This window comes from Alteromonas sp. AWQ4_252 (assembly GCF_056158205.1).
This window is the reverse complement of the sequence record NZ_JBSWSV010000005.1, coordinates 1-4,578: the sequence shown is the minus strand read 5'-3', so window position 1 is coordinate 4,578 and position 4,578 is coordinate 1. Positions and strand designations below refer to the sequence as shown.

The 4,578-nt window shown below is 36.6% G+C and carries 5 protein-coding genes; all 5 read left to right on the top strand.

Annotated elements, in window-relative coordinates; genetic code table 11:
- The coding region (locus ACXACM_RS20375; protein ID WP_474824482.1) for a PKD domain-containing protein at positions 1-952 on the top strand (952 nt) is incomplete at its 5' end.
- Positions 953-1,035: 83 nt separating this feature from the next.
- Positions 1,036-1,512, top strand: coding sequence for an Lrp/AsnC family transcriptional regulator (locus ACXACM_RS20370; protein WP_474824480.1), 477 nt, complete (start codon positions 1,036-1,038; stop codon positions 1,510-1,512).
- A 1-nt stretch (position 1,513) separates the two neighbouring features.
- On the top strand, positions 1,514-2,017 hold the full coding sequence (locus ACXACM_RS20365) for a phosphoribosyltransferase family protein (RefSeq protein ID WP_474824478.1): 504 nt from the start codon (positions 1,514-1,516) through the stop codon (positions 2,015-2,017).
- A gap of 84 nt (positions 2,018-2,101) precedes the next feature.
- Positions 2,102-3,595, top strand: a complete 1,494-nt coding sequence (locus ACXACM_RS20360) for a sensor histidine kinase (protein ID WP_474824476.1) — start codon at positions 2,102-2,104, stop codon at positions 3,593-3,595.
- Positions 3,596-3,617: 22 nt separating this feature from the next.
- Positions 3,618-4,436, top strand: coding sequence for a 3-methyl-2-oxobutanoate hydroxymethyltransferase (gene panB / locus ACXACM_RS20355; protein ID WP_474824474.1), 819 nt, complete (start codon positions 3,618-3,620; stop codon positions 4,434-4,436).
- The last annotated feature ends 142 nt before the right edge of the window (positions 4,437-4,578 follow it).

Here is a 4,578-nt window from a genome sequence, read left to right as displayed (position 1 = left end):
GACTTTTAATAATCAGAAGCTCTATGCGGATTCTTCTATATATCATAAATTCCCATCGGTGGGGCAATATGACGTTAGGTTTACCATAGAGACTGAAAACGGGTGTAGTTACAGTACAGTAGCGCCAGTAACTGTGTCAGAAGCTCCAAATGCAGCTTTTACTCCTTCAGTATCTTTTGGAGGGCCACCATTGAGCATTGCGTTTACAAACTCGTCAGCCGGAGCTAGCACATATTATTGGGATTTTAATGATGGGGAAAACAGTGAGGAGGAGAATCCATCGCATGTGTTTACTGATGAAAATGTTTATAACGTTGAATTAGTTGCTTTTGATGATAAAGGATGTAAAGACACTGTTAGTCACCCAATAAGTGTATTAGACCCAAATTTAGATTTGAATTTGGAATCAGCGATCTTTCAAAATGATGAATTAGTACTTTCAATTCAAAATACAGGTACCGTTATAGTAGATAGTTTTAAGGTTGATATTGATCTTGGAGAAGAGCTTTCTTTAAGTAAAAAGGTAGATCAAACCATTTATGCAGGAGAGACGATCAATGTATCTCTAGACTTTACCTTAACAGAGTTAAACATTCAGTATTTATGCGTTTACGTTAATGCGTTAATCAGTGGTATAGATGATAATGACTTGAATAATAACTATCAGTGTATAACACTAAATAGTACTGAAGAGGTAGTGATGCTTCCTCCACGGCCTAACCCCGCAAGGTCACAGTTTGCTATAGGCCTGGTTTCAAAAAATGGAGGAGAAAAAGCTTCTGTTCAAATTTTTGATACTGCAGGTAATGAAGTTAAAACCATACGGGAGGTTACACTTTTAATCGGTTACAACGCTTTTGATATCAACGTACAAGGAATGAAATCAGGCTTGTATTTAGTGAAGGTAACAGCAGATAATACAAGTGAAACCTATCGATTAAAGGTTGATTAACTATTAAGTTTGTATTAACTTCTCTTATTAACTTATTTTTTATAACTATCTTCGCAGCAAATATTATTTGGCAAAAATAAAGAATGAAGGACAAAGCGAAACTCGATAAAATAGATCTTAAGATTTTAAAGATTCTCCAGACTAACGCTAAAATAACTAATGCACAACTTGCTCAGGAAATAGGGTTGTCACCAGCACCTACATTAGAGCGAGTAAAGAAGTTAGAGACTTCTGGCGTAATAAAGAGCTATCATGCAAAGCTTAACAATGAAAAAGTAGGGCTTGGAGTAAGTACTTTTGTAATGGTATCTTTAAAGGGGCACAACAAAGATAATATTCAGATATTTACTGATAGTATCAATGAAATTGAAGAAGTTGTTGAATGCCATCACGTAACAGGGTCAGGTGATTTTATTTTAAAAATTATAGCGGCAGATATTCCTGCTTATCAAAAGCTTATGTTGGAAAGAGTAACTAACATTGAAGTAGTAGATAATATGGAATCCTTAGTAATACTTTCTACCTTTAAGGATAGCAAAGTAATGCCAATACCGCAATAATATGGGTGAAAGAAGCTTAATATTAACAGATACACAAGTTCGCCAGAAGATTAAGAGAATTGCTTATGAAATTTATGAAAATAATTTTCAGGAAGAGCATATAATTCTGGCGGGAATTTTAGACCAAGGATATGAATTAGCCAAACTACTGCAGGTTAATTTAAAAGAAATAGCTCCGTTTGAAGTGGAACTTATCGAGGTGAAACTCGATAAGTTTGCTCCTACACAAAGTGAAATTACACTAAGTTGTGATATTCAACATTTAAAAAATAAGTGTGTAATACTTATTGATGATGTAATGAATACCGGCCGCACTATGGCTTACAGCCTAAAGCCTTTTTTAAATATTAAAATTTCTAAAATAGAAACTGCTGTATTGGTAAATAGGAGCCATCTTAAATTTCCTATTTCAACCAAATATGCAGGATACGAATTGGCCACTACAATAAAGGATCATGTGGAGGTGCAACTAAAAGAAAATGAGAAGGTTGTCTATCTCCGATAGGTATTCGCTTGCTTTAATAAATTCCTACTCTTAACTTATAGCCGTTTAGGGTTGTAAATGCACGAAACTTATTGATCATTAACGGTGAAAGAGGAAATTCAAAGGCTCGAAGGCCTTCTGGCGGAAAAACAGCTAGAAATAGAGCAGTTAAAAAATAGACTGGATAAATACAGAGCGGCTGCAAGTGGCGCCAATGATGGTCTGTGGGATTGGGATTTTGAGAAGAATGAAGGTTTCGTTTCTACGCCTTGGAAAACCATGTTGGGCATGGATATTACGCAGGATGTTGACCTCATGTCTATTTGGGAAGATATACTGCACCCTGACGACAAGGCCAATGCTGTAGAAAAATTAAAAGATTACATCAAGGGAAACACCTCTTCCTATCAAGAGGTGTTTCGATTAAAACATACTGACGGTACTTTCCGTTGGATCCTTTCGCGTGCCACAGCCCTTAGAGGGGCCTCGGGTAGGACCATCCGAGTTAGTGGCTCTCATACCGACATTACTGATAGAGAATTAGCGGCCGATGCATTAAAAAGAAGCGAAGAGAAATACCGAAATTTATTTCAAAACTCTTTGGTGGCCATGGTTCGGAGTCATGCTGAAACCGGATCTATTATAGAGGCTAATGAAAAGTTTTGGTCTTTGGTCGGGGTTGATTCTGAGCATCAGGATGATGTGAATTTTGACATATTTCTCAATAGTAGAGATAAAGCAAAGGTGCTCAATCTATTATTGGAATATCATGCTATCGATAATCTTGAATTAGAAATAAAAACTAGTCACTCCGAGAAGCTGTGGGTTTCTTTAAGTGCTGTGCTATATAAAGATGAAAATATTATCGAATGCATCTTAAAGGACATTACTCAAACCAAAGCCAGTTTGCTTGAGTTGCAAAAGGTAAACTTTGAGTTAGATAGCTTCGTTTATCATGCTTCGCACGATTTGCGTTCTCCATTGCGCTCTATTCTTGGGCTTATAGATGTATATAGGTTAGAGGAGGTGCAGAGAATAAAAGAGGAATGCATAGAGAAAATAGAGAGCAGTGTTAAAAGATTAGATTCCTTAGTGCTGGAACTTTTAAGTATTTCTCGTAATGACAGAATTAACGATGCGCATATCCCTATAAATTTAATGGTGGAAATAAATAATAGTATTTCAAGCTACTATAATGCATCGGATACCAAGGGCTTAGAGATTATAACTAAGGTAAAGCAAAATGTATCATTCTGTTCTGACCTCACCAGAATCCGAATTATCCTTAATAATCTGATTTCTAATGCTTTAAAATATAGATCTTTTGATAAAGATTATCCTTTTATAAGAATAGAGGCAGAAGTAAGCAAAGAACGAGCCTTGATTACGGTAGAAGATAATGGGGAAGGTATTGAAGAGTCAAAACTTCCACATATATTTGACATGTTTTACAGAGCCACAGAAAAAAGTGAGGGATCAGGTTTAGGCTTATACATTGTAAAAAAAGTGGCAGATAAGCTTAATGCGGAGATAAAAGTTACCAGCGAGGAATTAGAAGGTACAACTTTTGTCTTTAGTATACCTAACACCCTCTTATAAGATAACTCTTAAAGAGATAAGCATGTCGGTACATAAAAAGGATATCAAAAAAGTTACTACCCATCAATTACAAGAAATGAAAAACAGAGGTGAGAAAATAGCTATGCTCACCGCTTATGATTATTCAATGGCACGCCTGTTAGACTCAGCAGGTATTGATGTGCTTTTGGTAGGAGACTCCGCATCTAATGTAATGGCGGGGCATGAAACCACTCTTCCTATAACTTTGGAGCAAATGATATACCACGGTAGTTCAGTAGTGAAGGGAGCTGAAAGAGCTTTTGTGATAGTGGATTTACCTTTTGGTAGCTATCAAGGAAATTCTTCAGAGGCGCTAAGGTCGGCTATCCGCATTATGAAAGAATCGGGAGCTCATGCCGTAAAGCTAGAAGGAGGCGCTGAAATAAAAGATTCTATTACAAGAATATTGAGTGCAGGAGTGCCTGTGATGGGACATTTGGGATTAACTCCACAATCAATTTATAAGTTTGGAACATACTCGGTTAGAGCTAAAGAAGAAGCCGAAGCCGAAAAGCTTTTGAGTGATGCCAAATTACTTGAAGAATATGGCTGCTTCGGTATTGTATTAGAGAAAATTCCAGCTGAATTAGCTCGAAGGGTGACTGAGGCTGTTTCAATTCCTATTATTGGTATTGGTGCAGGCCCATATGTAGATGGCCAAGTACTTGTAGTTCAAGATATGTTAGGTATGACTAAGGAGTTTAAACCTAGATTTTTGAGAAGATATGCAGATCTAGATACAATTATCACCGGAGCTGTAACTAACTACGTTGAAGATGTGAAGTCTAAAGATTTTCCTAACGAGAATGAAAAATACTAATACTATTGACATAGCTCAATAGTATTTTCCTCATCAGCTATCTGCCCAAACCACACTACAGCATATTCTTTGTAGATACCAACTCCTACCCCTTTCCAGGTGAGTTGTTTCCACATTCCTGAATTGATTAATAAAGGGTTAT